Annotated in this window: 27 protein-coding genes; 13 read left to right on the plus strand and 14 right to left on the minus strand. The window is 71.2% G+C overall.

All coding sequences use genetic code 11. From position 1 onward, the window contains the following. The 3 genes from folP to ACH34R_RS17465 all read right to left on the minus strand — a co-directional run bounded on the left by folP (window position 1) and on the right by ACH34R_RS17465 (window position 2,436). Window positions 1-858: a dihydropteroate synthase gene (gene folP, locus ACH34R_RS17455; protein ID WP_397562481.1), complete on the minus strand. Its 858-nt coding sequence runs from the start codon at window positions 856-858 to the stop codon at window positions 1-3. Window positions 859-1,031: 173 nt separating this feature from the next. Beyond that, window positions 1,032-1,196 (minus strand): DUF3073 family protein, encoded by a 165-nt coding sequence (locus tag ACH34R_RS17460; protein WP_111168536.1) that lies wholly within the window; start codon window positions 1,194-1,196, stop codon window positions 1,032-1,034. A 148-nt stretch (window positions 1,197-1,344) separates the two neighbouring features. Further along, window positions 1,345-2,436 (minus strand): lysylphosphatidylglycerol synthase domain-containing protein, encoded by a 1,092-nt coding sequence (locus ACH34R_RS17465; RefSeq protein WP_397562482.1) that lies wholly within the window; start codon window positions 2,434-2,436, stop codon window positions 1,345-1,347. A gap of 198 nt (window positions 2,437-2,634) precedes the next feature. Between ACH34R_RS17465 and ACH34R_RS17470 the strand changes: the two genes are divergently transcribed. Then, window positions 2,635-2,919 carry a PASTA domain-containing protein gene (locus ACH34R_RS17470; RefSeq protein WP_397562483.1) on the plus strand — a complete coding sequence of 95 codons (285 nt, stop codon included), beginning with the start codon at window positions 2,635-2,637 and terminating at the stop codon, window positions 2,917-2,919. Here ACH34R_RS17470 and ACH34R_RS17475 read toward each other — a convergent pair. After that, window positions 2,885-3,370: a helix-turn-helix transcriptional regulator gene (locus ACH34R_RS17475; protein ID WP_397562484.1), complete on the minus strand. Its 486-nt coding sequence runs from the start codon at window positions 3,368-3,370 to the stop codon at window positions 2,885-2,887. The two genes, ACH34R_RS17470 and ACH34R_RS17475, sit on opposite strands and share 35 nt — an antisense overlap. A gap of 253 nt (window positions 3,371-3,623) precedes the next feature. Between ACH34R_RS17475 and ACH34R_RS17480 the strand changes: the two genes are divergently transcribed. The 3 genes from ACH34R_RS17480 (at window position 3,624) to ACH34R_RS17490 (ending at window position 6,529) form a co-directional block, all read left to right on the plus strand. Then, a complete protein-coding gene (locus tag ACH34R_RS17480; RefSeq protein ID WP_397562485.1) occupies window positions 3,624-3,980 on the plus strand; it encodes an STAS domain-containing protein in 357 nt (118 codons plus the stop codon). A 149-nt stretch (window positions 3,981-4,129) separates the two neighbouring features. Then, window positions 4,130-5,302 (plus strand): cytochrome P450, encoded by a 1,173-nt coding sequence (locus ACH34R_RS17485; protein WP_397562486.1) that lies wholly within the window; start codon window positions 4,130-4,132, stop codon window positions 5,300-5,302. 177 nt (window positions 5,303-5,479) lie between these two features. After that, window positions 5,480-6,529, plus strand: coding sequence for a polysaccharide deacetylase family protein (locus ACH34R_RS17490; protein ID WP_397562487.1), 1,050 nt, complete (start codon window positions 5,480-5,482; stop codon window positions 6,527-6,529). Here ACH34R_RS17490 and ispH read toward each other — a convergent pair. From ispH to ACH34R_RS17510, 4 genes are read right to left on the minus strand one after another with little or no spacing between them, the layout of a single operon-like run. After that, window positions 6,523-7,755 carry a 4-hydroxy-3-methylbut-2-enyl diphosphate reductase gene (gene ispH, locus ACH34R_RS17495; RefSeq protein ID WP_397562488.1) on the minus strand — a complete coding sequence of 411 codons (1,233 nt, stop codon included), beginning with the start codon at window positions 7,753-7,755 and terminating at the stop codon, window positions 6,523-6,525. The genes ACH34R_RS17490 and ispH overlap by 7 nt on opposite strands. Before the next feature lie 21 nt (window positions 7,756-7,776). Then, the gene (locus ACH34R_RS17500) at window positions 7,777-8,826 is read right to left on the minus strand and encodes a family 2 encapsulin nanocompartment cargo protein polyprenyl transferase (RefSeq protein ID WP_397562489.1); all 1,050 of its coding nucleotides are present in this window, start codon (window positions 8,824-8,826) and stop codon (window positions 7,777-7,779) included. Window positions 8,827-8,854: 28 nt separating this feature from the next. Beyond that, the gene (locus ACH34R_RS17505) at window positions 8,855-10,243 is read right to left on the minus strand and encodes a family 2B encapsulin nanocompartment shell protein (RefSeq protein WP_397562490.1); all 1,389 of its coding nucleotides are present in this window, start codon (window positions 10,241-10,243) and stop codon (window positions 8,855-8,857) included. Next, entirely contained in the window at window positions 10,243-11,649 is a 1,407-nt protein-coding gene (locus ACH34R_RS17510; RefSeq protein ID WP_397562916.1) for a family 2B encapsulin nanocompartment shell protein, read from the minus strand. Before ACH34R_RS17510 ends, ACH34R_RS17505 begins: the two co-directional genes overlap by 1 nt. A gap of 511 nt (window positions 11,650-12,160) precedes the next feature. Between ACH34R_RS17510 and ACH34R_RS17515 the strand changes: the two genes are divergently transcribed. Next, a complete protein-coding gene (locus tag ACH34R_RS17515; RefSeq protein ID WP_397562491.1) occupies window positions 12,161-12,832 on the plus strand; it encodes a hypothetical protein in 672 nt (223 codons plus the stop codon). A gap of 33 nt (window positions 12,833-12,865) precedes the next feature. On the opposite strand, the gene ACH34R_RS17520 is transcribed toward ACH34R_RS17515, so the two are convergent. After that, window positions 12,866-13,015: a hypothetical protein gene (locus tag ACH34R_RS17520; protein WP_397562492.1), complete on the minus strand. Its 150-nt coding sequence runs from the start codon at window positions 13,013-13,015 to the stop codon at window positions 12,866-12,868. A 166-nt stretch (window positions 13,016-13,181) separates the two neighbouring features. On the opposite strand from ACH34R_RS17520, the gene ACH34R_RS17525 reads away from it, so the two are divergent. Continuing rightward, the gene (locus tag ACH34R_RS17525) at window positions 13,182-14,240 is read left to right on the plus strand and encodes a sensor histidine kinase (RefSeq protein ID WP_397562493.1); all 1,059 of its coding nucleotides are present in this window, start codon (window positions 13,182-13,184) and stop codon (window positions 14,238-14,240) included. Between the two features lie 59 nt (window positions 14,241-14,299). Further along, window positions 14,300-15,979: a serine/threonine-protein kinase gene (locus tag ACH34R_RS17530; RefSeq protein ID WP_397562494.1), complete on the plus strand. Its 1,680-nt coding sequence runs from the start codon at window positions 14,300-14,302 to the stop codon at window positions 15,977-15,979. A 4-nt stretch (window positions 15,980-15,983) separates the two neighbouring features. On the opposite strand, the gene ACH34R_RS17535 is transcribed toward ACH34R_RS17530, so the two are convergent. The 3 genes from ACH34R_RS17535 to ACH34R_RS17545 all read right to left on the minus strand — a co-directional run bounded on the left by ACH34R_RS17535 (window position 15,984) and on the right by ACH34R_RS17545 (window position 19,233). After that, complete coding sequence (locus ACH34R_RS17535; protein WP_397562495.1) at window positions 15,984-17,189, minus strand: kynureninase; 1,206 nt, start codon at window positions 17,187-17,189, stop codon at window positions 15,984-15,986. A gap of 29 nt (window positions 17,190-17,218) precedes the next feature. Beyond that, window positions 17,219-17,734, minus strand: a complete 516-nt coding sequence (locus tag ACH34R_RS17540) for a 3-hydroxyanthranilate 3,4-dioxygenase (protein WP_397562496.1) — start codon at window positions 17,732-17,734, stop codon at window positions 17,219-17,221. Between the two features lie 71 nt (window positions 17,735-17,805). Beyond that, window positions 17,806-19,233, minus strand: coding sequence for an aldehyde dehydrogenase family protein (locus tag ACH34R_RS17545; protein WP_397562497.1), 1,428 nt, complete (start codon window positions 19,231-19,233; stop codon window positions 17,806-17,808). A gap of 101 nt (window positions 19,234-19,334) precedes the next feature. Between ACH34R_RS17545 and ACH34R_RS17550 the strand changes: the two genes are divergently transcribed. From ACH34R_RS17550 to ACH34R_RS17560, 3 genes are all read left to right on the plus strand, one after another. Further along, the gene (locus ACH34R_RS17550) at window positions 19,335-20,039 is read left to right on the plus strand and encodes a dienelactone hydrolase family protein (RefSeq protein ID WP_397562498.1); all 705 of its coding nucleotides are present in this window, start codon (window positions 19,335-19,337) and stop codon (window positions 20,037-20,039) included. 258 nt (window positions 20,040-20,297) lie between these two features. Then, a complete protein-coding gene (locus tag ACH34R_RS17555; RefSeq protein WP_397562499.1) occupies window positions 20,298-21,050 on the plus strand; it encodes a GntR family transcriptional regulator in 753 nt (250 codons plus the stop codon). A 123-nt stretch (window positions 21,051-21,173) separates the two neighbouring features. Next, complete coding sequence (locus ACH34R_RS17560) at window positions 21,174-21,398, plus strand: hypothetical protein (protein ID WP_397562500.1); 225 nt, start codon at window positions 21,174-21,176, stop codon at window positions 21,396-21,398. 286 nt (window positions 21,399-21,684) lie between these two features. Here ACH34R_RS17560 and ACH34R_RS17565 read toward each other — a convergent pair whose 3' ends face one another. Next, on the minus strand, window positions 21,685-22,911 hold the full coding sequence (locus ACH34R_RS17565) for a hypothetical protein (RefSeq protein ID WP_397562501.1): 1,227 nt from the start codon (window positions 22,909-22,911) through the stop codon (window positions 21,685-21,687). A gap of 167 nt (window positions 22,912-23,078) precedes the next feature. Here ACH34R_RS17565 and ACH34R_RS17570 point away from each other — a divergent pair, with 167 nt between their 5' ends. The 3 genes from ACH34R_RS17570 to ACH34R_RS17580 all read left to right on the plus strand — a co-directional run bounded on the left by ACH34R_RS17570 (window position 23,079) and on the right by ACH34R_RS17580 (window position 25,340). After that, window positions 23,079-23,612 (plus strand): gamma carbonic anhydrase family protein, encoded by a 534-nt coding sequence (locus ACH34R_RS17570; protein ID WP_397562502.1) that lies wholly within the window; start codon window positions 23,079-23,081, stop codon window positions 23,610-23,612. Between the two features lie 24 nt (window positions 23,613-23,636). After that, window positions 23,637-24,974, plus strand: a complete 1,338-nt coding sequence (locus tag ACH34R_RS17575) for a hypothetical protein (protein ID WP_397562503.1) — start codon at window positions 23,637-23,639, stop codon at window positions 24,972-24,974. 204 nt (window positions 24,975-25,178) lie between these two features. Beyond that, entirely contained in the window at window positions 25,179-25,340 is a 162-nt protein-coding gene (locus ACH34R_RS17580) for a hypothetical protein (protein ID WP_397562504.1), read from the plus strand. A 215-nt stretch (window positions 25,341-25,555) separates the two neighbouring features. Here the strand turns inward: ACH34R_RS17580 and ACH34R_RS17585 are convergent, their stop codons facing one another. Then, on the minus strand, window positions 25,556-25,837 hold the full coding sequence (locus ACH34R_RS17585; RefSeq protein WP_111170783.1) for a metal-sensitive transcriptional regulator: 282 nt from the start codon (window positions 25,835-25,837) through the stop codon (window positions 25,556-25,558). Between the last annotated feature and the right edge of the window lie 16 nt (window positions 25,838-25,853).

A 25,853-nucleotide genomic window follows, 5' to 3' on the forward strand; every position in this document is an offset into this window, starting at 1 on the left:
CTAGAGGTTGTGGCGGGGTGAGACGGGGGCGCGCCAGCCCAGGATGGCCTCGGTCATCCGCACCGCCGCGACCGCCTGCGGCACGTCGTGCACCCGCAGGATGCGCGCGCCCTGGAGCACGCAGACCACGTTGGCCACGATCGTGCCCTCCACCCGCCTGTCCTGGGGGACGTCGAGGGTCTCGCCGATGAAGTCCTTGTTGGAGACGGCGGCCAGGGTCGGGTGGCCGATCGCGGCGATCTCGCTCAGCCGGCGGGTCAGCTCCAGCGAGTGGTAGGTGTTCTTGTTGAGGTCGTGGCCCGGGTCGATGATGATCCGGTCGGGGGCGACCCCGGCGTCGATCGCGTGTCGTACCCGTTCGCGCAGGAAGTGGGCCACCTCGCTCACCACGTCGGTGTACGTCGGGCGGCTGACCTCCGTGCGCGGGCCGCCGATGCTGTGCGTGATCACCACGGCCGCGCCCGCCTCGGCGACGGCCTTGGCCATGGCCGCGTCGCGGATGCCGTTGGTGTCGTTGACCACGTCGGCCCCGGCGGCGAGCGCGGCGCGGGCCACCTCGGCGCGGTGGGTGTCCACCGAGATCACGACGTCGGAGGCGGCGCGCACCACCTCGATGACCGGCGCGACCCGGTCGATCTCCGCCGCGACGCTCAGGTCGTCCTGGTCGGCGCGGAAGGCCAGGCCGCCGATGTCGACCCAGTCCGCGCCGTCGGCGACGGCGCGGCGCGCGGCCTGGACCGCGAGGTCCAGCTCGTACGTACGCCCGCGGTCGTGCATCGAGTTGGGGGTGCGGTTGATGATCGCCATGACGGCGACCTGGCGGGAGAAGTCGAACTCCCTGTGTCCGATCCTCCGCACCGGAGAGATGATCTCCGGCTGGAAGATACTGGTGCCCCCACCGGCCACGGCGCTCGCTTCCCTGGTCTTCTGGCTGACGGTGCTACCGACTGGCAGTGCTGCCGAGGTCGAGCCTAGCGCGCGCGTGGACGGCCACGCCGCCCCTGATCGGACGCGTCCGTGATCGGACGCGGTCAGCGGGCGGCGGCGTCGTTCTCCTGGGTCGCCTCATCGTCGCGCTCATCGTCGTCAGCGCCCGACAGCTCCGCGCGCAGGCGGTCGATGTCCATGCTGTGGGTGCGGTACTTGAGCTGCCGTGCGACCTTCTTCTGCTTTGCCTTGGCTCGGCCTCGTCCCATGGGGCTCCACTCCCTCGCCCTGTCCCGGCATCTCCCTATCAACCTTACTATTTGCGCAAGCAGGAAAGTCACGAGTTAAACAGTGTGACCGAACACTCACCAAGGGCGGGTAGCACCAGGTCAAACGTACCGGAGCGGCCCGGCCCCCTCACAATGCCGAGGTCGGACGGCCCCCGGCCTGGGGTTCGGCGGATTGCGCGGCCCGCGCGGCACGGCGGTCGTCGCGTCTGCGGAGCAGGGCCCACCCGCCGAGCGCGAGCCCGCCGAACGGAATCTCGATGGTGTAGGTCCAAAAGCCGAACAGGATCGCCGCGGCGGCGGCCCCGCCGGCCGGCATCTGGAAGAACAGCAGCGCGGCGGCCACCCCGGCCTCCATGATCCCGGTGCCGCTGGGGGTGATGACGGCCGTCTGGAGCACCCGGGAGAGCGCGAACACCGCGATGGACTCCGCGAGGCCCGGATAGGAGCCGGTGGCGTGCAGGCACTCGACGAGGATCAGCCACTGGAGGACGAGAAAGGCGATCATGCTCAGCGACAGCGCCGGCCAGCGGCCCCGGACCAGGCGGCCGGTGCCCGCGCGGAGCCGTTCGACGGCCGCGGAGATCCCGCCGCGCCCGAGGCGGTGCCGCCACGGCGTCAGCCGGGCCAGGCCGTCGAGCGCGCGGCCGATGATCCGTCCGGCCCGGTCGGAGTACAGGGCGGTGGCGGAGACGGCCACCAGGCCGAGGATGGCGGCGGCCCCGATCCACCCGGCGTTGACGATCGCGGCGTCCAGCCGCTTGCCGGACACCAGCAGCGCCACGATGCCGACGGCGGGCAACGCGAACCGGAACAGCGTGTTCCAGATGCCGCTGACCAGCACCGACACGGTCACCGGGCCGGACGGGAAGCCCCATCCCCTGGTCATCGCGAACGTCACGCCGATGCCCAGCGCCCCGCCGAACGGCAGGACGTTGCTGACCGCGCTCCCGGCCGCGTTGAGCGTCACGCCCTGGAGCAGCGACAGGCCGGGCAGCGACGCGCACAGCACCCCGGCGATGCCGGCCAGGCTGGCCAGCCAGGTGAGCGTCATCAGCGCGATCGCCGGCCACGACACGCCCGCGAACTCCGCGCCGATCTGCGCCCAGGTCAGGCGGGTGCCGGTGAAGGTCTCGACGATCTGCGGCAGGTAGGCGACCAGCGCCGCGGCCAGCCCGAGCGAGGCGAGGGACAGGAAAACCTGGAGCCATCTCCTCTTCATGGCTCTCAGTCTGCCAAGCGCGGGGGTGGGGCGGCCGGTTTGCGGGAATATGCAGGTGCCGTGACGTACGGCGGGGCCAGGTCAAGCGCAGGGGACGTACCGCCGGAGGGAACGCAAAAGTATCCCCGCCGGTCTCATGACGCGGAACCGCCGCGGTGCCTACCATCGGATCCGGGTGATGATCCGCTGGACAAGATCGTGGTTCCCGATTTCCGCGGCATGCAGGCGCTGAACGCCTGGCTCGCCGGGCACGACGCGGGCGTCCTGCTCCAGGGCACCGAGCCCGACGGCCCGGCCCCGCTGACCGACGGAGTGGTGGTCGCACAGCGGCCCGCCCCGGGGAGCGTGGTGCACCGCTGGGACGTGATCACGGTGTGGCTGCGCGACGAGCCCGGCGACGGGGCCGGCGACCGCGAGCCGCGCGAGCCGTCCCCGCCGATCGGAGCGCTCAGCCGGGAGCTTCCGGGGGAGATCCCCGAGTGACCGGCTGCCCGCCCGCCCGGCCGCCTTCCTCATGCCCCGCGCCCTCCTGGTCGGGCACGGGCCCGAGATCCGTCGTGAGGCTCGGTGCGGCGGGGGCGGCGGGCACGTCGGTGACCGTCTCGGCGTCGGTGTGCGGGTGGCGTCGGTTGCGCTTGGTGAACAGGGCGAGGAACTCGTCGAGGCTGTGATCGGCTTCCGCCGGATGGCGGAAGCCCTGGTCTTCGTTGATCGTGTAACGGTTGCGGCGGCCGACCCGGGTGCGTGTGAGGTAGCCCGCGATCACCAGGTCGGAGACGATGGCCTGAGCGGCACGCTCGGTGATCCCGGCGGTGGCGGCCACGTCGCGCAGCCGTACCTCCGGGTCACGGGCGATCTCCACCAGCACGCGGGCATGGTTGGTCAGGAACGTCCAGCGGCCGGCCTTCACACCGTCGTCGGAACCCATGACCATCTCCGCATCATACGATCGTGAACGGCCGGTCAAGCGCACCCCAGCCTAAGGGCGAATCTTTTTTCGTGCATCGGTTGACAGGTGTCCGAGCCGCAGAGCACGCTGAGGGTCTTACCAGACACAGAGGATATGTCCGGCCCGACTGCTGCGAAGGATCGGTGGAATCATGACCAATGCCCTGGTCTCGCAGCCGCGCGCGTCTGGGTGAGCCACATTGCCCGCGCGAGAGGGACCGCCCGTAGGGGGCGGCCCGGTGAGTGCCCGGCGCGTGCTCTTCGACGACGGACGGCTCTGCGTCGTCGCGAACGGCGACGCGGTGAGCGGCGCGCCGGCCCTGGTGCTCAGCGGTGAGATCGATCGGAACAACAGCGATCGGCTCGGCGCGATCCTGGCCGAGGTCCGGGTGACCGCCCGGATGGGGGACGACGTCGTGGTCGTCGATCTCGCCGAGGTGTCGTTCGTGGACCTGTCGGGGCTGCGCGTCCTGGACCTGCTCCCAGGGGTCCGGCAGCAGCGGGCGCTGCGCGTCCTGAACACGCCGCCGTTCGTCCGGCGGCTGCTCGGGCTGCTCGCGCCCGGCGGCTGCGATGAGGGCGGCTGGAGCGGGTAAGCCCATCGTCACCAGGAGGACTACCGGGGGTCGGCCGCGCACGCCCGCAGTTCTTAGACAGTATTGGTACCGGCGCGTCCGTAGTGACCCCCGTGCCATGCCCGAAACATGGTGATATCCCCGACCGACAATAAGGAACGCGACACAAAATGTCCGAGAACGACTTTCCCCTCGTGCAGTTCATGCGCGAGGGCCTGGACCCCGTCGCCGAACTCGCGCGCATCCGTGCCGAGCAGCCGGTCTTCCCGCTCAAGATGCCGGACGGCCAGACCGTCTGGCTGGTGACCCGGTACGAGGACGTGCGCTCCGTGCTCGGTGACACGGCCCGGTTCAGCAACGACTTCGCCAACGTGTCGGGGGCGGTGCAGCAGGAGGACCCGGGCGGCCTGGGCTTTCGCGACCCGCCCGAGCACACCCGGCTGCGCAGGCTGCTCACGCCGGAGTTCACCATGCGGCGGCTGCGCCGGCTGGAGCCGCGCATCGAGGCGATCGTGGCCGAGCACCTGGACGAGATGGAGCGGGAGGGGGGTCCGGTCGACTTCGTGCAGAAGTTCGCGCTGCCGATCCCGTCGCTGGTGGTGGGCGAGCTGCTCGGCGTACCGAAGGCCGACCAGGCCGGATTCGTGAAGCTGGGCGCCGACCGCTTCGACTTCTCCGCCGGGCCCGAGGCGTCGCTGAAGGCGGTCAACGACGCGATGACGTACCTGACCGACCTGGTCGCCAGGGAGCGCTCGAACCCGGGTGACGGGCTGCTCGGCATGCTGCTCCGCGACCACGGCGACGAGCTGGGCGACCGGGAGCTGGCCAGCCTCGCCGACGGCATGCTGACCGGCGGGCACGACACCAGCACCAGCATGTTCGCCCTCGGCACGCTGTGGCTGCTCGGTCACCCCGAGGAGGCCGCCAGGGTGCGCGAGGAGGAGGGCTACATCGTGCAGGTGGTGGAGGAGCTGCTGCGCTACCTCACCGTCGTGCAGGTCGCCTTCCCCAGGTTCGCCAAGGAGGACCTGGTCGTCGGCGGGCAGCCGATCGCCAAGGGCGAGATGGTGCTGTGCTCGCTGGTGGCGGCCAACCGCGACCCGGCGCTGGGCGAGGAGATGGACACGGTACGGCCGGGCCGCGAGGTCGCCTCGCATCTGGCGTTCGGCCACGGCCTGCACCACTGCATCGGCGCGCCGCTCGCCCGGATGGAGATGAAGATCGCCTACCCGGCGCTGCTGCGCCGCTTCCCGGGCCTGCGCCTGGCCGTTCCGGAGTCGGAGATCCCCTACCGCGGGATCTCCATCGTGTACGGCGTGGACGCCCTGCCGGTCATCTGGTGACCTGAACTCAACAGAGGATGATCAGCCGCTGCCGGCGGGGGGCCGCCCCGCCGGAGCGGCCGGTGACGAAGAGCGTCCGCGACGTTCCCTAGAGTCACTCTTTGCCGGGGGTGCCGTCTGCCGTTCCAGGACAGCGGGGAGAAGACCACTATCTCTTCCATCTGTCTGGAGGGCCCAATGAGGGGCTACGGGGTTTGCCGGACAGGGGCCGTGGCGCTCAGCCTGCTGGCCCTCGCCGGGTGCATGTCGGACGCGGACGACGCGGTCAAGGTGGCCGCCGCCAAGAAGGCGGTGAAGGCCGTGTCGCCGCAGGAGGTGCGCAAGGCCCGGCTCGTCGTGGCGGCCAAGGCCAAGGCCAACGAACTGGGGCAGATCCCGGTGCTGATGTACCACCGCGTGGTGGCCAAGCCGGACATCGCCGACGACCGCACCCCCGCGCAGTTCCGCGCGGAGCTGGAGCGGCTGGCCCGGGAGGGCTACGTCCCCATCACCGCCGCCGAGTACGCGACCGGCAAGATCGGCATCCCGGCGGGCAGGCACCCCGTGGTGCTCACCTTCGACGACTCCTCGCCCTCGCAGGTCACCCTGGACGGCATGGGGCAGCCCGCGCCGGACAGCGCGGTGGGCATCCTGCTCGACGTGGCACGCAGGAACCCCGGCTTCCGGCCGGTCGCCACCTTCTACGTGACCCGTGACATGTTCGGCAAGGCCCGGCCCGAGGAGCAGACCCAGATCCTCACCTGGCTGCACGAGCGCGGCTTCGACCTCGGCAACCACACCCGCGACCACCTCAACCTGCGCGGCAAGGCCAAAAAGCAGGTCGAGAAGGAGGTCGCCGCCGGACATCAGGTGATCAGGGGGCGCATCCCGTTCGACCCGGTGACGCTCGCGCTGCCGTACGGGAACCAGCCGAACACCAAGGAGTGGGCGCTGCGCGGCTCGGCCTCGGGCACCCGCTACGAGTACGGCGGGGTGTTCCTGGCCGGGTACACGCCCGCCGCCTCCCCCTTCTCCAAGGACTTCGACCCGCTGGGCATCCCGCGCATCAAGTCGCAGGACAAGAAGGGCGAGTGCCTGCGGTTCTGTTCCACGGCGTGGCTGGACTGGCTCAAGGAGCACCCGGAGGAGCGGTTCACCTCGGACGGCGACATCAGGACCGTCGCCTATCCGAAGTTCAAGGCCGCGTTCGGCGCCAAGAAGTACGCCGCGTACGCGCTGCCCTACTGACCTCTCACGCGCAGTGCCGCCGGCAGGGTGAACCTGATCGTCTCGTGGGTCACCTCGCGTTCGTCGGCGGTGACCCCGCCGAGGCCGTCGAGCGCCGCAACCACCGCGTCCACCAGGTAGGGAGGCGCGGACGCCCCGGCGCTCAGCCCCACCACCCCGGCCCTGGCCAGCCACTCCGGGCGGATGTCGGCCGCGTCGTCGATCAGGTGGCTCGGCGTGTCGTGCCGGCGGGCCAGCTCCACCATCCGCATCGAGTTGGAGGAGTTGGCCGAGCCGACCACCAGGACCACGTCGGACTCCCGCGCGATGGCCGCCACCGCCTGCTGGCGGTTGGTGGTGGCGTAGCAGATGTCGTCGGTGCCCGGCCCGCGCAGCTTGGGGAACCGGTCGCGCAGCACGTCCACCACCTCCTGGGCCTCGTCCACGGCCAGCGTGGTCTGGGTGAGGTAGGAGACCCGGGCGGGATCGGGCACCGACACCCGGGCGGCCTCCGCGGCGTCGGCGACCACGATGGTCTCCCGCGGGGCCTCGCCGTAGGTGCCCTCGACCTCCTCGTGGCCCTCGTGCCCGATCAGCAGCACGGTGTCACCGCGCCCGGCGAACCTGCGGGCCTCCGCGTGGACCTTGGTGACCAGCGGGCAGGTCGCGTCGATCACGTCCAGGCCGCGCCGCGCGGCCTCCTCGCGTACGGCGGGCGACACCCCGTGCGCGGAGAACACTACCGTCGCCCCGTCGGGGACCTCGGCCAGCTCCTCCACGAACACCGCGCCCCGCGCCGCCAGGTCGGCCACCACATGAGCGTTGTGGACGATCTGCTTGCGTACGTAGATCGGGCCGCCCCGGCGGCGCAGCACCTCCGCGACGATCTCGATCGCCCGCTCGACGCCCGCGCAGAACGAGCGCGGCGCGGCCAGCAGCACGATCCGGGGCCGGGCCACCGCCAGGCACGCGCCCAGCGCGTCGCGGGCGGCGGGCCAGCCGGTGAGGTCGCCGCGGGCGGCGGCGACGCCGAGCCCGGCCGGGCCCTTCGAGCCGGACAGCGTGACCGCCAGCGAGTCGAAGCCGGGGTCGCCCTGGTGGCCGAGCGGGCCGCGGACGGTCGGCACGCCGCGGCGGCGCAGCTCACCCTCCACCACGCCGGCCGCCGGGCAGCGGATCGGGGAGCCGCCGGGGACGATCAGCTCGTCGGCTACGAGCACGGTGCCTGGCGCCGGTATGAGGGCCATCGAACCTCCTGGTGCGGTCGGTCAGTGATCTCGTCGGGTGACCAGGCGGGCCAGGCTTTGGAGTTCCGCCGCGGCGCGGGCGGGCGCGCCGGTCTGGGCCCAGTCGAGCTCCCGCATGGCGGTGGCCAGCAGGCCGTCGGCCTCCGCCTGGCTCCACGCCCTGCCCCCGGCCTCGTCCACCAGTTGGGCGGCGCGGGCCAGCTCGGGGTCGGTCAGCGGGTGCGGGGATCGGTACAGGGTGGCCAGCTCCCGGCCCGCGGGCGTGCCCGAGGCCAGCGCGGCCACCACGGGCAGCGACTTCTTGCGGTTGCGCAGGTCGGAGTAGACGGGTTTGCCGGTGACGCCGGGATCGCCCCAGATGCCGAGCAGGTCGTCCACGTGCTGGAAGGCGAGGCCGAGGTGCCTGCCGAACGCGCCGAGGTGCTCGACCCGCTCGTCGGGGGCGCCGCCGTACAGCGCGCCGAGCGCGCACGCGCCGCCGAGCAGCGCGCCGGTCTTGGCGGTGGCCATGGCCTGGCATTCGGACGGCGCGACGTCGTCGCGCCGCTCGAAGGACACGTCGGAGTACTGGCCGTCGATCAGCTCCAGGACGGCGGCGCCGAGGGCCCTGGCCGCCCGGCGCGCGGCCGGGCGGCCCGCCGCGGCCAGGACGTCGAAGGCCAGGGTCATCAGCGCGTCGCCGGCCAGGATCGCCGGGCCGCGGCCGAAGATCGTCCAGGCGGTGGCGCGATGGCGGCGGCTGGTGTCGCCGTCCATCACGTCGTCGTGCAGCAGCGAGAAGTTGTGGGTCAGCTCGACCGCGACCGCCGCGGGCACGGCCTCGGCCGCCTCCCCGCCGACCACCTCGGCGGCCAGCAGGACCAGCGCGGGCCGGATCGCCTTGCCGCCCCCGGCCGCACCGGCCGGACGGCCGCGCTCGTCGAACCAGCCGAAGTGGTAGCCGGCGATGCGCCGGACCGCCTCCGGCAGCGACTCGACGGCCTCGCGCAGGGCCGGGCCGATCAGGGCCCTCCCCCAGGCGAGCACGTCGGCGGCGGGCCGGGGGTGGGTCCTCTCCTCGACTGCGGACATCTCTCGCCTTTCGGTCCTCGCCCGCGGGTCAGCGCGCGATCTCTACGTTCTCCAGTACGCCGAGCGCGTCCGGAACCAGCACCGCCGCCGAGTAGTAGGCGCTCACCAGGTAGGAGGCGACCGCCTGCTCGCCGATCCCCATGAACCGCACGGTGAGCCCCGGCTCGCGCTCGTCGGGCAGCCCCGTCTCGCGTAGGCCGACCACGCCCTCGTCCTTCTCCCCGGTACGCATGACCAGGATGGACGTGGTGCCCTCACGGCTGATCGGGATCTTGTCGGAGGGCAGCACCGGTACGCCGCGCCAGGTGGTGATCCGGGTGCCCTCGAAGTCGATCGACTCGGGGTAGACGCCCACCCGGGTGCATTCCCGGCGGAACGCCGCGATGGCCCGCGGATGGGCCAGGAAGAACCGGGACTTCCTGCGCCGGGCCAGCACCGCGTCCATGTCGGCGGGCGTGGGCGGGCCGGTGCGGGTGTGGACCCGCTGCTTGAGGTCGGCGTTGTGCAGCAGCCCGAACTCGGGATTGTTGATCATCTCGTGCTCTTGGCGCTCGCGCAGCGCCTCGACGGTCAGCCGGAGCTGCTGCTCCAGTTGGTCCATCGGGTCGTTGAACAGGTCGATCACCCGGGTGTGCGCCCGCAGCAGCGTCTGGGCCACGCTGAGCTGGTATTCGCGGGGGGCCAGCTCGTAGTCGACGAACGTGCCGGGCAGCGCCGCCTCGCCGCTGTGCCCGGCCGACAGCGCGATGGCCGCCTCGCCGTGCTTGTCGGTCGGCCGGTCCGGGGCGGCCAGGTGGCGGGCCACGTGGTCGCGCAGCGACTCCGAGCGCTCCTGCTCCGCCGCGAAGGCGGCGCGCGGCAACACCAGCAGGATGCAGCCGGTGACGGCCACGACGCCCTCGTCCCAGGTGGCGTCGGGGCTGGTCAGCGCGGCGTCGCCGAAGTGGTCGCCATCGGCCAGGTGGCCGGTCTCGGCGGGCTCGCCGTACGGCCCGGCCACCGTGCGGCGCAGCTTGCCGTGCGCGACCAGGTACAGGCCCTCCGCGGGCCCCCCGGGCGCGGCGATCTCCGCGCCCGCCGCGTATTCGCGCTGCTCGAACCGGCCGGCCAGCGCGGCCAGCGCGGCGTCGTCGGCCAGCCCGCGCAGCAGCGGCAGCTCGCGCAGCTCGGGCGCGACCACCTGGACGCGCCCGGCGGCCGTGGTGAAGCTGACCCGGCCGTCGCCGACCGTGTAGGTCAGCCGCCGGTTGACCCGGTAGGCGCCGCCCCTGGCCTCGACCCAGGGCAGCATCCGCAACAGCCAGCGCGGAGTGATGCTCTGGGACTGCGGCTCGGTCTTGGTCGTGGTGGCCAGGTTGCGCGCGGCGGCCGTGCCCAGGCTGAGTCGCGCGTCGTCCGGTCGTGCCTCGCGAACCATCAGTGGCCGATCTCGGCGTTGTCCAGGATGCCGAGCGCGTCGGGCACCAGGACGGCCGCCGAGTAGTAAGCGCTGACCAGGTAGGACATGACGGCCTGCTCGTTGATGCCCATGAACCGCACGGACAGGCTCGGCTGGTACTCGTCGGGGATGCCGGTCTGGTGCAGGCCGACGACGCCCTGGTTGTTCTCGCCGGTGCGCATCAGCAGGACCGAGGTGGTGCGGGCCTTGCTGATCGGCAGCTTGTCACAGGGCAGCACCGGCACGCCGCGCCAGGCCGGGACCTTGTGCCCGGCGATGTCGACGCTGTCGGGGTAGACGCCGCGCTTGCTGCACTCGCGGCCGAACGCGGCGATGGCCTGCGGGTGGGCCAGGAAGACCGAGGGCTCCTTCCACACCAGCGCCAGCAGCTCGTCGAAGTCGTCGGGCGTGGGCGGGCCGGTGCGGGTGTGGACCCGCTGCTTGAGGTCGGCGTTGTGCAGCAGGCCGAAGTCGCGGTTGTTGATCATCTCGTGCTCCTGGCGTTCGCGCAGGGCCTCGATGGTCAGCCGGAGCTGCTGCTCGACCTGGTTCATCGGCTGGTTGAACAGGTCGGCGACCCGGGTGTGCACCCGCAGCACGGTCTGCGCCACGCTGAGCTGGTATTCGCGCGGCTCAAGCTCGTAGTCGACGAACGTGCCGGGGAGCACCGGCTCGCCGTCGTGGCCGGACGACAGCTCGATGGCGGACTCGCCGTAGGCGTCCTGGGGCTTGGCGGGGGTGGCCAGGTAGCGCGCGACGTGCTCGCGCAGCCCGTCGGAGGAGTCGATCAGCTCCTGGAGCGCCGATCGCGGCAGCACCAGGACCGTTCCACCGGTGATCGCCTTGATCGAGTAGTCCCAGTCGCCTTCCGGCTCCACGACCTCGCGGTCGCCGAAGTAGTCGCCGTCGGCCAGCACGGCCAGCACGTTGTCCTCGCCGTACTGGCCTTCGCCGATCTTGTTGACCTTGCCGTGCGCGATGATGAACAGCTCCTGGGCGGGGGAGCCGCTGGTCACCAGAGTGTCGCCCACCTCGAAGTTCCGCTGCTCGAACCGGCCGGCGAGGGCGTTGAGCAGCTCGGCGTCGTCGAAGCCGCGCAGCAGGCCCAGCTCGGTCAGCTCGGCCGGGATGACGCGGATGTCGGCGCCGGTGGAGGTGAAGCTGACCCGGCCGTCGCCGACCGCGTAGCTCAGCCGCCGGTTGACCCGGTACGTTCCACCTGACACCTGGACCCATGGGAGCACACGCAGGAGCCACCTTGAGGTGATGCCCTGCATCTGCGGTACGGTCTTGGTCGTGGTCGCCAGGTTACGTGCGGCGGCCGTACTCAGGCTCAACTGCGACGACTCTTCGACGCCTGCGCCGTTCTCCACCGTCTCGGTCACGATGCGCACCACCAATCTCCATCGGGGGGATGGACATAACGGAATTGGTCAGATAGGTTGACCGGACGGAACACTGCAAATAGGGCATATGAGTGCGGCGTCCGCCGCCCGGCCTGTCTGATGTGGGGAAACTCAGGACCACCGGACTACACGCGCATGCGCGCACGGCCCATGGCGAATCTATCGGGTTTTACCATACCGAGGGTGTACAGGGCGAATCCATTGCGGATTCGGCCGGTTTTCGTGGACGCCCACCAGTATGCTTGTGCGCCATTCTGAAGTCAATGAGTCACTAACCGCAACGGGAATTACCGCTTTTCCCGCTTAATTCCGGCTTCATCCGGGGTTGCCATCGAGTCAATATTTGTTGACTCAGAGGGATCAATCGGTCTTTAGCGGCATATGAGGATCTTTGTCGTATTCGCCCATTTTGTCGGCGTTACTGGATGATCCTTCGCGATCGGATGAAGTGGGCGCTTAGCCGGACAGACGGGCACTACCCTGGCCCGCTATGACGTACGGCGCGCCCCACCACCGGCCCCCGCAGCAGAACGCTCCACACCCCCACCACCAGCAGTGGCGTCCGCCCATGGGCCACCCGCCGGTCGTGATCGACGTGGCCGCGGGGGCCAGGCGCAAGGCCGTGATCGGCGGGGCCGTCTCAGGGGTCGTCGGGCTCATCGCGATCGTGTCGGTGTTCACCGGCCAGGTACTCGGCGGGCCGGGGACCTACGTCACGGCCTTCGTCATCGGCCTGGTCTTCCTGCTGATCGGGCTACTGCCCGTGATCGCCTGGGGCAAGCTCACCCGGCCGCGCAAGCTGGTCTTCGACGCGGGCGGCGTGCGCTGGGACGACCCGCGGGGCAAGCCCTGGGCCGTCCCGTGGCACGAACTGTCCGCCGTCGTCATCTCACGGACCAAGCAGCGCAGAGTCCAGACCAGCGACTACATCATGCGCAAGGTCATGGTCCGCCTGGACCTCCATCCCGCCGACCCCGCGTTCCGGGGCCGGCATCCTGAGATGGAGCACCTGTGGGAGTTCCACAGGGTCAAGAACGGCTACCGCCTGCCGCTCGGGTCCGCTCCCGCCTACATCCCGATCATCGAGGGCGCCATGCGGACCTTCGCCCCCGGGCTCTACCAGGGGATCCGCGACGAGGGGTTCGTCATCGGGCTCGTGTGAAGTCGTCGGACTCGTGTGAAGGGTCTGCGGGGCTCACCTGCCGCGGCGGCGCCAGCGGTCCAGCAGGCCGCGGGCCTTCTGCCGGTTGCGCGGGTCGTTGGCCATCCGCTTGGCCTTCTCCACCGTCTCCCGGCCCTTCGGGCTGCTGAAGTATCGGCGGACCTTGTCTACCAGCGATGTCATGGGTCTCCTCCTTGCGTCGCCCTCCCACTACCCTCCGTTCGGCCATCGATGCGCCCGGATGATCTGGTCCAGCTATAGGCCGCGGGTTTGCCCTCTCGTGAGATGGAATCGCCTATACATGAGCAAATAGCCGGATGTCAGGTTTCGGGGGATGAGTGCGGAGAACATGGCTGCCAACGCTCCGCGCGGCGACCGATCCGTTCGTACGCGGATCACGATGACGGTGCTGCCGCGCCTCGGGTTGTTCCTGGTCGTGGCGCTGCCCGCCACCTACCTCGCGGTGCGCGCGGCCCCCTCGCCGCGCGTGGCGCTGCCCGCCGGGCTCGCCGTGCTGGGGGTCGCGGTGCTGGTGGTGGCGGGTTTGGCCGTGTGGCGTGCGGCCGGCCGTACGACCCGGCGGGTGGAGCGGCTCGGTACGGCGCTGCGCGAGGCCACCACCGCCGACCTCGGCCGCAGGATGCCCGTCCCCCCGCGGCCCCGCGACGGTGACGAGGTGGACCGGCTGGCCGCGGCGGTCAACCGGACCCTGGACCGGCTGGAGCGGGCGGTGGAGTACGAGCGGCGGTTCGCCTCGGACGCGTCGCACGAGCTGCGCACGCCGCTGACCGGGCTGCGTACGCGCATCGAGTTCGCGCTGGCCGACCGCGAGGAGAACGACCCCTGGCAGACGCTCAGAGACGTGCTGAAGGACGCCGACCGCATCCAGGCCATCGTGGAGGACCTGCACATGCTGTCCCTCCTGGACTCCGGTCACCGTCCCCGCAGGGATCGCGTGGACCTGTCCGCGCTGACCAGTGCGGTGCTGTCGGCCTCCCCCACGCGGGTGCCGGTGTGCACCGACATCGCGCTCGGCGTGGCCGTCCAGGGCGACCCGTTCCAGCTCAGGGCGCTGGTGACGAACCTGCTGACCAACGCCGAGCGGCACGCGAAAAGCGCGGTGTCGATCACCGTGGCCGCCGGTGAGGACGCGGCCGTGCTGGAAGTGACCGACGACGGCGGCGGCATCGCCCCGGCGGACCGCGAACGGGTCTTCATGCGGTTCACCCGCCTGGACACCGCCCGCAGCCGGGACCAGGGCGGCACCGGGCTGGGCCTGTCCATCGCCAGGGACATCGCCTCGGCCCATGACGGCCAGCTTCGCATCGAGGACCCGGTGAACGGCCAGGGCGCGCGGCTGGTGCTGAGGCTGCCACTGGCGGCGGAGCGCGCGTCCATCACTTCATGAACACTTTAACCGCAAATACCCTCCTTTATCGCCCTCAACAGCGGTAACATGATCACGCTATGTCATCGGGAGACCAGCACGACGCGCTCGGTAGCGGCTACCAACTGCTCGACAAGATCGGCGAAGGGGCCATGGGCGCTGTCTGGCGTGCCGTGGACCGGCGTACCGGTGAGCACGTGGCCGCCAAGCTGCTGCACGGCCGCCTCCTCGACGATCCGGACATCGTCGGGCGTTTCGTCCAGGAACGCAATGTTCTGCTCCGGCTGCGCCACCACGGCATCGTCGCCATCCGCGACTTCGTGATCGAGGGGTCGCGCGTCGCGATCGTGATGGACCTCGTCGAGGGCGCCGACCTCGGCCGCTATCTGCGCGAGCGCGGCACGCTGCCGTCGCCCGAGGCCGTCGGGATCGTCATCGAGCTGGCCGGCGCGCTGGCCGCCGCGCACGCGGCCGGGGTGGTCCACCGGGACGTCAAGCCGGCGAACGTACTGCTCGGCCGCACCGTGATGCTGACCGACTTCGGCGTCGCGCGCATCCTGCAAGGCCCCGCGGCGGCGGCCACCGCCGTGGTGGGCACGCCGATCTACATGGCCCCCGAGGCGATCGAGGGGGCCAGCGCCGCCCCGGCGGCGGATGTGTACGCGCTCGGCATGGTCCTTTACGAGCTGCTGGCCGGACGGGCGCCGTTCGCGGGCGGCAACCACCTGAGCGCGCTGCACAGCGCGTTCAACATGGCCCCCCGGCGGCTGCCGGGGATGGGCGACGAGATCTGGTCGATCATCCAGGACGCCACGGCCAAGGACCCGGCCCGGCGGCCCACGGTGCCCGCGCTGGCCGAGCGGCTGCGCGCGGTGCTGCCGGCCGTACAGGCGACGGGGGCGCTGCCCCGGGTGCATCCGGACGCGCCGCTCGCGATCACGACCGTGCCGGTCGAGCGGGCCGCGCCGGCCGCCCCCGCGCGGCGACGCCGCCGGCGGCGCGTGATCGCCGCGGTGAGCAGCGTCGTGGCGGCCGGGGCGCTGACCCTGGTCGCGGTGCAGTTCGCGAACGCCGGGAGCGGCCCGGCCGATCCGCAGCGCACGCCCGCCGCGGCCGGCCCTACGGCGGCGCCCACCCCGGAACCGTCACTGGCGACCCCCCAGGTGGTGGAGGTCAGCCCGACCGCCAACCCCGAGAAGGCCAGCAAGTCCGGCAAGTCCGGTAGGTTGGCTGAGGAGCACGACCCTTCCTCCGCCCGCCGCCCCGCCACCTCCGACTCCCACGTCACCGCGCCGCCCACCAAGAGCGCCGAGAAGCCCTCCAAGGGCGAGACCTCCCCCAAGCCGACGAAGACCCCCAGCCCGTCACCCGCCAAGCCGTCCTTCATCCACGAGGGCCCGGTGCGCCCCGACGCCATGCGCTGCCGCGAGCCCTGGCTGGTGGTGGCCAAGGCCGGGATCGCGATGCGCCCGTGCATCCGGGTCAAGGACGGCATTCTCGCCGTGATGGGACAGGTGCGCGGTTCCAAGGGCGTCACCGCCGACGCCCACGTCGAGCTGTGGCGGCCGGGCGTCGGCACGATGCTCGGGCCCTACGTCTGCAACGGCCTGCGCTTCACCTACGACGGCCAGATCAAAACCTGCGGCTGGTTCAAGGTGGACCCGCCGGACGGCGCGACCTACCAGGCCAGGCAGCGGTGGCGGCTGTCCGGCAAGGGCGACTTCAGCGGCGGCGCGCAGTCGGCCGGGTTGGCCTGGTAGCGGCTCACGTCACCGCCAGGCGGCGGGTGTAGCGCTCGTCGCGCCACGGTTCGGCGGCGAAGACCTCGGTCAGCGCGGTCGCGGCGTCGTAGACGTCGACGTACCGCAGGTACAGCGGCGCGAACCCGAACCGCAGGATGTCCGGGGCGCGGAAGTCGCCCTGCACGCCGCGTACGGCGAGCGCGCGGATGACCGGGTAGCCGTGCGGATGGCGGAAGGACACCTGGCTGCCGCGCCGCGCGGGCTCGCGCGGGGTGGCCACCCGCAGGTCCGGGTGCGCCTGCTCGGCCAGCTCGATGAACAGCGACGTCAGCGCGAGGCTCTTGGCGCGGACCGCGGCGAGGTCGGCCCGCTCCCAGATCTCCATCGCGGCGTCGAGCGCGGCGAACGACAGGACGTGCGGGGTGCTCACCGCGAATCCTCTGATGCCCTCGGCCGGGCGGAAGGACGGCTCGAAGGCGAACGGCTCGGCGTGGGCGTACCAGCCGGTCAGCGCGTTGCGCGCGGTGCCGTGGTGGCGCGGGTTGACGTACAGGAAGGCGGGGGACCCCGGGCCGCCGTTGAGGTACTTGTAGGTGCAGCCGACCGCGAAGTCCGCGGCCGAGACGTCCACGGGGAACGCGCCGACGCTGTGGCAAACGTCCCACACCATCAGCGCGCCCGCCGCCTGGACCCGCGCGGTCACCTCGGCGACGTCGCGGCGCTCGCCGGTGCTGTAGACCACCTCCGACAGCAGCACCACGGCCACGTCGTCGCCGGCATAGGGCCAGTCGCGTATCTCGTAGCCGTCCAGGAGGGCGGCCAGGCCCTCGGCGATGTAGCGGTCGGTGGGGAACTCCCCGAGGTCGGCGACGACCACCCGGCGGTCCGGGCGCAGCTTGAGCGCGGCGGCGAGCGCCTGGAAGACCGCGATGGAGGTGGTGTTGCCGGCCACCACCTGGCCCGGCCCCACGCCGATCAGCGGCGCGATCCGGTCGCCCATGGCCAGCGGCTGCGCGTACCAGCCGGCGGTGTTCCAGCCGCCGACCAGCTCGCCGCCCCACTCCCGCTCGACCGCCCGCGCGACCCGGGCCGCCGCGCTCTTGGGCGCCGCGCCGAGCGAGTTGCCCGCCAGGTAGATCCGGTCGTCGGGCAGGGTGAACTCGGCGCGGAAACCGGCGAGCGGGTCTGCGGCGTCCAGGGCCTGGCATTCGTCGCGGGACAGGGTCATACGTGTTCCTCCGGTACGCGGGTCACCCGTCAGCCCTTGCCGGGGTGGTAGGCGCCGCAGGCGCCGCAGGTGCGGGCCTTGTCGTCGGCGTAGAACGCCTCGAAGACCGGTGGCAGGTCCACGACGATGTCGCGTACCTGCAACTCCACCTCGTGGACCATGTTCCCGCACTCCTGGCAGTACCACTGGAAGCGCTCCAGCGTGCCCTCCGGCCTGACCTTCTCCACCAGGAAGCCGATCGAACCGGGCTCGGGGCGCTGCGGCGAGTGGGGCAGGCCGCGCGGCAGCAGCCACATCTGACCTTCGCGGATGTGGACGGTGTCGGGGCCCTCCGGTGTGATGACGTTGACGTGCATGTTGCCGCGGACCTGGTAGAACAGCTCCTCGTAGGGGTCCACGTGGTAGTCGGTGCGGGCGTTGGGGCCGCCGACGACCATGACGACCAGGTCGTCCGCGCCCTCGAAGATCACCTTGTTGCCGACCGGCGGTTTGAGCAGGTGGGCGTGCTCGTCGATCCACTTCGTGAAGTCGATGGGCGGGATCATGGGTCCTCCGCTGCGGTATGCCGTAAATCTCGTTTTATCCGGCAAAGTTGGACATATCAACCAGGCCCGGCTCACTCATCGGCGTCCTCCAGCTTCACGGTCACCGTGGAGGGCTCGGAGTAGAAGTCCAGCGAGTGGACGCCGCCCTCCCGGCCGATCCCGGACAGCCGCAGCCCGCCGAACGGCGTGCGCAGGTCACGCAGGAACCAGGTGTTGACCCACACCAGCCCGGCCTGGACGGCGGCGGCCACCCGGTGCGCCCGGGACAGGTCGCGCGTCCACACCGTGGCGGCCAGGCCGTACCGGCTGTCGTTGGCCAGCGCGACCGCCTCGGCCTCGGTGTCGAACGGCGTGATGTGGCACACGGGCCCGAAGATTTCCTCCTGGTTCACCCGCGAACCCTGCGGCAGGCCGGTGAACACGGTGGGCTCGACGTGGTAGCCGCCCTCCGCCCAGGGCGGGACGCCGCCCCCGGCCAGGACCTCCGCGCCCTCGGACGCCGCGAGCCGATAGTAGGACAGCACCTTCTCGCGGTGACCGGCCGAGATCATCGGCATCGGTTCGCGCTCGCGGGACAGCTCCTGGGCGCGCTTGGCCAGCCGCCGGGCGAACTCCTGGAAGATCGGCCGCTCGACGTACAGCCGTTCGGTGCACAGGCAGACCTGGCCGCCGTTGGTGAACACCGAGCGCACCGAGCCCTCGACGGCGGCGTCGAGGCGGGCGTCGGCGAAGATCAGCCCGGCGTTCTTGCCGCCCAGCTCGAAGGAGATCGGCTTGACGCCGCCGGCGACGGTACGCATGATCGCCGATCCGGTACGGCTCTCGCCGGTGAACGTCACGCCGTCCACCCCCGGATGCCCGGCCAGGAACTCCCCCGCCGACCCCGCGCCCAGCCCGTTGACCACGTTGAGCACGCCGGGCGGCAGCCCGGCCTGGGCCGCGATGTCCGCCAGCACGGCGGCCGACCCCGGCGTCAGCTCGGACGGCTTGATCACGACCGTGTTGCCCGCCACCAGCGCCGCCCCGGTCTTCCAGGTGGTCAGCAGGAACGGCAGGTTCCACGGGACGATCACCGCCACCACTCCGAGCGGGCGGCGGATGGTGTAGCTCAGCGTGCCGGGCAGGTGGTAGGCGTTGTCCGGGCGCTGGGCGGCTATGTCGGCGAACACCCGGAAGTTGGCCGCGCCGCGCGGGATGTCCAGTGTGCGGGCCTGTACGGCGTCCTTGCCGGTGTCGGCGACCTCGGCGGCCACCAGGTCGTCGAACCGCGCCTCCATGCCGTCCGCGAGCCGCCGCAGCCACGCCGCGCGCTCGGCCACCGGGAGCGCGGCCCAGCCCGGCTGCGCGCGCCTGGCGGCCGTCACGGCCCGGTCCACGGTCTCCCGGCCGGCCTCGTGGATCCGGCCGATCTCGGCGCCGGTCGCCGGGTCGTGGTTGGCGAAGGTCGTGCCCTCCGCGATCCACTCACCGCCGATGAAATGACCGTTCTGGTATGACATCACCGCCTCCTCGCTCCCTTCGCATCGTCTCTCCCCACGGCCGCGGACGCCAGCGCGTGAACTGTTGGCGATCTACGTGCCGCGTGACATCCTGGGTGATCGTGACGACACGTACGGAACAGGTGACGGTATCCGACGGGGCCTTCGACATGCCGGTGTGGCTGCCGGCGTCCGGACGCGGGCCGGGGATTCTGCTGATCCAGGAGGTCTGGGGGGTCGGTCCCTACATCAGGAAGGTCGGCGAGGACCTCGCCGCGCTCGGCTACGTGGTGGGCGCGCCCGAGTTGTTCTGGCGGCTGCACGAGCACTGGGAGGGCGCCCACGACGACGCGGGCCTGGCGGCCTCGCTCGACCTGGCCTCCCGCTTCGACTTCGAGCGCGGCGTGGACGACAGCGCCGCCGCCCTCGCGCACCTGCGCGGCCTGCCGGAGGTCGCCGGGCGTACCGGGACGTTCGGGATCTGCCTGGGCGGGTCGATCGGCTACATGCTCGGCGCGCGGGGCCTGCCCGACGCCGTGGTGGCGTTCTACGGGTCGGCCATTCCCGACGCCACGGATCTGATGGAATCGGTGCGGGCGCCGCTGCTGTGCGTGTTCGGCGGCTCGGACCCGTACATCCCCAGGGACAAGGTGGCCAGGGTCGAGGAGGCGGCCACCGGGCGGCCCGGAGTCGAAATACGCGTCTACGAGAAGGCCGGGCACGCCTTCCACAACCATCTCGCCCCGCGCTTCCACGACCCGGAGCACGCGCCGCTCGCCTGGGACGCCGCCACGACCTTCCTTTCTCGCCACCTTCCTGTAACCTGACATTTCATTCCCGCAGGTCAGCTCAGGCGCCCGTGGTGTCTCTCTTTACGCGATTGCCACCCGCCGGTGATGGGCACGATCATTACCGGCCAGGACCGTTCCACGGTTACGGACCGAGAAAACCCCCGCAGATCACCACATAGGCACGATTCACTCAAAATCAACTCGGGACCAACCTGCGTATCTGTGCGATCGTGGACAAGACGGGGCAAGTTCTCTGGAGACGCCAAAGCAGTTGGTGACAGAGGGTGATCAAACGTGTCGGAATCCCCGGTGTCCAACGAGCCCCCGATCTATCGGCGCATCGCCGACGGGCTCCGCGCCGCGATCTTGTCCGGTGAACTGCGGGACGGGGACCGGTTGCCGGGCGAGAACGCGCTGATGGCGGAGTACGGCATCGCCCGTGCGACCGCCAGGCAGGCGCTCTCCGTGCTCATCAACGAGGGTCTGGCCGTGCCCAAGCGCGGGTCCGGGGTCTATGTGCGCCGGTTCAAGCCGATCAGGCGGCACGGCTCCCGCCGGCTGGCGCGCGACCAGTGGGGCCGGGGACAGGCCATCTGGGACTCCGACACGCGCGGCCGGCCGTACACGGTCGACGGGCTGCGCGTCGCCAGGGAGCCCGCGCCCGACGACGTGGCCGCGATCCTGGCCGCCTCGGAGGTCTGGGTGCGCAGGCGGCGCTACTCGGTGGACGAGCGGCCGGTACAGCTCGCGACCTCCTACTTCCCCGCCGACCTGGTGGAGGGCACGCCCATCACCCTCCCCGACACCGGCCCCGGCGGCGTCTACGCCAGGCTCGGCGACCTCGGCCAGGCCCCCGCGCACTTCACCGAGGAGGTCCAGGCGCGGATGCCACAGCCGGAGGAGGTGACCGCGCTGGAACTGCCCGCGGGCACGCCGGTGGTGGTCGTCCGCCGCACCGCCTACACGGCGGGAGGGACCGCGGTGGAGGTCAACGTGATGACCTTAGACGCCGCGTCTTATGTACTTCAGTACGACTTCGACGCCTAAGTCAAGGCAAAACGTCAAGCGGCTACGTTGACCTGACCCCTACGATCATTGATTTCTCTAGAGATGTGGCGCACCTTCGTAAGTGCAAGGTCGCAAACCGGGCCCTGGGGAAAGGGTGGACAGATGTCCTTGGACCGGCATCTCGCAGAAATCGCCCGGGAGTACCCCGACTGGACCATCTGGCGCAGCGACGCGGGCCGGTGGTGGGCCACCCGCCACCACCCGCTCTCCCTGCCGGAGCGCGAGGCCGGCCTCGCCATGACCATCGACGCCGACACCCCTGAGGACCTGCGCGAACAGCTCATCGACCAGCGAGAGCGAGCCGACTCCCTGGGGCCGGACCCCTAGCCAGCCCCGTGGAACGCACCGGATCGAGGGGGGCGCTCCACGGGGTCCATGCCGCCCGGTGCCGGAGTCTGCGTCACGCGGCTCCGGCGCCGGGCACCACAAGCGCGGAAGCCTCTGGACCCTATCGGGGGCGGGGGTTTCCGCTCCGGTCCGGCCGCGCCGACGAAGCCGCGGCCCGGACCACGCGGTATCCACGCAGTATCAGCACCATCCGAAAGTGCGCGGCGAGCCCACACCACCCACTGCACCATCGCCCGCGCACCCTGAGCGGGACGACGGCCGCCGGTCAGCCGCGGTCGTGCCGGGAACGGGCGTACGCGTCGTCAGGTATCCCGTCGGCCTCGACGACATCGTGCGCACCGGGCTCCGGCGCTCCGGGGCGGCCGGTCTCCGCGTCGTCGTCCCGCTCCACCTCGCCCGCCGGGCGCAGGGCCTCCTCATCGTCGTCGTCCACGACCACGCGGACGACCTCGGCCTCGAAGCCAGGGGCGGGCTCCAGCGCGTCCTGGGGCTCGGCGAGCTTGCGGACGTCCTGGGTCATGTCGGGGGTGACCTCGGGCGTGACCTCAGACGTGATCTCGGGGACGGCCTCCAGCGCGATCTCAGGCGCGATCTCAGGTGCGGGGAACTGCGGGATCGGCGAAGGCGGGAGTACCTGGGCCTCGTTCACCAGCGGCCCGGCCGCGTTCTCCTGGTGCAGTAGGTCGCCGAGCACCGCGCCGATCTCGGTGAGCCTGCGCACCACCTCGCCGTGGGTGTCGGTCAGGTAGGCGACCCTGCGCCCGGTCTGCTCGTCGAGCGTGGCGGCGCGGTGCTGGGCCGCGGCCAGCGCGGCGTGGGCGTCGGCGCGGGCGGCTTCGAGGGTGGCCTCCGCCTCGGCCCTGGCGGAGTTGAGCGTGCCCTCGGCCTCGGCGCGGGCCGAACCGATGGTCTGCTCCGACTCCTGCCTGGCCGAGGTGAGCAGGCGCTCGGCCTCGGCCTGCGCGGCGCGCACGGTCTGGTCGGCCTCCGCCCTGGCGGTGGACACGGCCTCCTCGGCCTGTGCCTGCGACTGGGCGAGCATCTGCTCGGAGGAGGCGGTGGCCTCGCCGACCCGGCGCTCGGCCTCGGCCTGCGCCGCCGAGAGGATGCTCTCGGACTGCTCGCGCGCGGTGACGACCAGCCGCTCGGACTCGGTGGCGGCCTCCTCGCGCACCCTTGCCGCCTCGGCCTCGGCGTCCTGCTTCTTGGCGGCGGCCTCCTCCTCGCCCAGCTTGAGGATCTGCGCGAGCCGGGGGCTGAGGTCTTCGTAGCTCTGCGGCCCCTCGACCATCCGCCTGCGGGCCTCCGCCAGCTCGATGCGGCCCTGCTCCGCCTGCTCGATCGCCCGCGCCAGCCGCTCCTCCAGATCGCGGATCTGGTTCCGCGTACGGACCATGTAGTCGTGGACCTGGCGGCGGCTGTAGCCGCGCATGACGACCTCGAAGGAGTCGTCCTGCATCAGGTCCGGAATGCTTTCGTGCTGGTTTGTCATGGCATTGCCCTGGGGGTCTACGAGATGAGGAAGGACGACGGCTCAGGCCGATGGTACGGCGGGCTGGACGGCCAGGGCGTCAGGAAACGACTTTCCTGCCTGCGGGCCGAGTCCGCAACCCGAACGCTCCACCTGCTGCGGAAATATCGACTTACTACCATGAATCCATGAATGATCTCCCCTTCATCGCGGCCCTCCCCCCCGACGCGACTCCTGACATCCACCCAGAAGCGTATGTCGCTCCGGGAGCTGTCGTGGTCGGCAGGGTGCGGCTCGGCCGTGCGGCCAACGTCTGGTACGGCTCGGTGCTGCGCGGTGACGACGAGCGAATCGAGGTGGCGGAGGAGTGCAACATCCAGGACCTTTGCTGTCTGCACTCCGATCCTGGGGAGCCCGCCGTGCTGGAGCCGCGGGTGAGCCTCGGGCACCGGGCCATGGTCCACGGGGCGTACGTGGAGACGGGCGCGCTGATCGGGATCGGCGCGATCGTGCTCGGCGGGGCCCGGGTGGGCGCGGGTACGCTGGTCGCGGCCGGGGCGGTGGTCCCGCCGGGCCGTACCGTACCGGCCGGTGTGCTGGTGGCCGGGACACCGGCCAAGGTGATCCGCGAGCTGACCGACGCCGACCGGGCTTCGTTCGCCAAGACGCCCGAGGGGTACATGGCCAAGGCCGAGCTGCACCGCGCCGCGCGGCGCGTATGATCGACGCCCCGCGAGGCGTCTAACATGGCCGCCGTGCGACAGTGGGATGGATTCTCGACCATCGAGGGCGACGTGCGCGCCATGGTCGACGATCCGCGCTGGCCGGGGTTGCCGGCGCAGGCCAAGGCACAGGCCGTCGCCGCGCGCATGCTGGTCACCGCGGACGGCGGGAGATGGCTGTTCGGCACGCACGCGCGGTGGTACCGCCAAGACCCCGTCGATGGGCGCTGGCACCTGTCCGCGCCCCCGCTGGACCAGGCGCTGCGCTCCTCGGCCCACGTGGTGCGGCACACCTCCCCGCTGGCCGCGGACCTGGTGCCGCTCGGGCCCGACTTCTCCTACGAGGAGGGTTCCACTCAGGGCTTCATCGGCCCCGACGTGCCCACCGACATCGTGGAGAAGATCCGTGTGCTGGTCCTGTCCCGCAGGGCCAGGCACGAGGACTTCCCGCTGACCACCGAACCGCTCAGCCGCCTCTTCGCCGGTGACGTCGCCAGCACCGTCGCCGCGGTGTGGGGCACGCTGATGTGGACGGCCTACGCCCCGGCGTTCGACGGCAACGAGGTGCTGCTGTCGATGTTCGGCGAGTTCCTGGGGCGCGCGCTGCCGGGCGATGAGTTCGTCCGGTGGGTGAGCCGGGTCTCCCTGCTCGACCTGGCCGGCCTGTACGCCGAGCGGATCAGGGCCGGGGAGCCCAAGGCAGGGCTGCGCCTCGCGGCGGTGATGGCCAACACCGCCGACGCCGTGCTCGCCGACGACCGCTTCCGGCCGCGCGCCGCGGCGCTGCTCGCCATGCTCCAGCCCGCGCTGCGCCGCCGCGACCTCGACCACGCCGCCGCCCACCAGGGCGACGAGGCCGTACGTCAGGCGTGGCTGGACCGCTGCCCCCCGCTGCTGACCCGCGCGGTGGTCGGCGAGACCTCGCCCGGCGAATACTTCAGGCACTCGATGTACGACCTCGTGCAGGCACTCGGCTACATCGCCAAGCGGCGGCACGATCCGCGGGTCACCGCGGCGGCGCTGCTGGCCGCCGACCTCGCCGCGCTGTCCCCCAAGTCGGCCGCCAAGGTCTACCCGTGGCTGGACCCGGAGATGCGGCACGTCGTCCACACCGTGCTCGCCGACCCCCGGCACACGCTGCGCGAGCAGTGGCCGGACGACGGCGAGCTGCCGCCCTCGCTGCACCCGCCGGACATCGGCAGCGCGGCGGCCCTGCTCGGCACCGCCTACGCCACGGGCCTCGCCTGGTGCGACCTGGCCGGCGTGGAGTCCCCGGCGAGCGGGTTCGCGACGGCCGCGGCGACGGCCCGCCGACTCACGCATCACCTGATCTTCGCCAATGAATCCGGCTTAAACCAATAAGGGGGTAATTTCCGCCTTACCTTCCCTATACCCTCCCAATACCCTCCGGCACGAAGATTCATCGAATTGTGATCTCTGAACCGGAAATGATCCATACCTGGATCGGGACCAGCCGGAAGGAATGGTCCCGATGGGCCATGTCGCCGAAAGGCCCCCAGTCGTAACCTCGTGATGGGTGTGGGCTGCGGAAGGAAGGACGACGCGGTGGGGCACGACGATATGGACCTGCGGGTCCACGACCGTGTCGCGTTGGACGAAATCGCGCTCTACGCCGAGGTGCTCACCGCCGTCGCCATCACGGAGCGACGGCTGACCTTGGAAGAGCTCGACAACGCGCTCGGATTGCGGACTCCGGCGAGCCACTGACGAGTCACTGAGACCATCACATCTGCCTAGTCCCGGCCTTGTCCAGGGCCGGGACTACGTATTTTTCGGGGCGGTGTGCGGACTAGCCTCGTGCCGCAGGGCGGACTAGTCCCGTTTCCCATGATCTGGGCTGTGATGTGAGCTGTTTTCATGACCTGGGCTCACGACTTGACGAGGCGGACCGTCGTTCGCGACTTGACGAGGCGGGCCGTCGCTCACGACTTGACGAGGCGGGCTATCGCCGCGGACGCCTCCTTGACCTTCTGCGACGCCTCAGGGCCGCCGTTGCTGATCGCGTCCGCCACACAGTGGCCGATGTGGTCTTCGAGCAGGCCCAGGGCGACCGCCTGGAGTGCGCGGGTGGCCGCGGAGACCTGGGTGAGCACATCGATGCAGTAGGAGTCTTCCTCGACCATCCGCTGCAGGCCCCGGATCTGCCCCTCGATGCGCCGGAGCCGGGTGAGATACGCCTGCTTGTCCGCGCTGTACCCATGCATGTAACCAAACTACCGG

Origin of the sequence: Spongiactinospora sp. 9N601 (assembly GCF_044326295.1) — a bacterium.
Lineage (GTDB): Bacteria > Actinomycetota > Actinomycetes > Streptosporangiales > Streptosporangiaceae > Spongiactinospora > Spongiactinospora gelatinilytica.